The sequence below is a fragment of the Arthrobacter sp. Hb9-2 genome, assembly GCF_059091165.1.
On record NZ_JBNHGJ010000114.1, the window covers coordinates 1 to 276 of the forward strand.

Annotated in this window: 1 pseudogene; it reads left to right on the forward strand. The window is 65.9% G+C overall.

Annotation, left to right across the window (positions count from 1 at the left end):
• Window positions 1-276 (forward strand): annotated as a pseudogene (locus AC5RV1_RS21450) (HNH endonuclease); the annotation flags it as partial.

Below are 276 nucleotides of genomic sequence, written 5' to 3' on the forward strand. Positions count from 1 at the left end.
GGCCGACGCCCTCGTCGAACGCGTCACCGGCACCCCGGGCGGGATCAACGGGGTCGAGATCCAGCTTGTGATGACCGACCGCACCCTCTTCCAAGGCGACAGTGAACCAGCCAGACTCACCGGCTACGGCGTCGTCCCCGGCAGCTGGGCCAGAAAAGCAGTCGTGGGAGCGTTTGGTCCAGAGCCTGCCGGCAGGGAAACAGCTATCCCGGAGAATGCCGGGTTCAAGGTCTGGCTTCGCCGGCTCTACACCGCACCAACCACCGGCGAACTGGT